This window comes from Paenibacillus sp. 01T422 (assembly GCF_056398785.1).
The window spans coordinates 1-511 of record NZ_JBFTQB010001604.1 but is presented as its reverse complement, the minus strand read 5'-3'; the positions used below and the strand labels follow the sequence as shown (position 1 = coordinate 511).

The 511-nt window shown below is 42.7% G+C and carries 1 protein-coding gene; it reads left to right on the top strand.

The features are described from left to right. Positions 1–470: substrate-binding domain-containing protein (locus AC1DUA_RS40385; RefSeq protein WP_477504986.1), on the top strand; the 470-nt coding region annotated here is incomplete at its 5' end. Positions 471–511 lie beyond the last annotated feature (41 nt).

Sequence of the window (511 nt, the reverse complement as noted above, 5' to 3'; positions counted from 1 at the left end):
CAGTTGGTGCGAGCGCAGCAACGGATCGTAAAAAAGGCTTTGACGATGAAATGAAAAATCACCCGAACATTAAAATCGTGAAATCGCAAAGCGGTGATTTCAACCGTGCAACAGGTAAACAAGTGATGGAAGCGATCTTGAAATCCCCAGAAGGTAAAGATATCCAAGGCGTTTACGCTCATAACGACGACATGGCATTAGGAGCGATTCAAGCGATTGAAGAAGCTGGAAAAAAACCAGGTACAGATGTGAAAATCGTGTCCATTGACGGTATTAAAGAAGCTTTCGAAGCTGTTAAAGCCGGCAAGTTGAATACGGTAGTTGAGTGTAACCCACTTCTCGGGCCTCAATTGTTCCAAGCAGCTAAAGACTTGAAAGCAGGAAAACAGGTTCCAAAATGGATTAAATCCAATGAAGATGTATTCTCAGGTCAAAAAGCGATTGACGCTCTGCCTAACCGTAAGTACTAAGCTAAATAGAGATTTCAACGAAATCAAGAGTCAATCGGAGC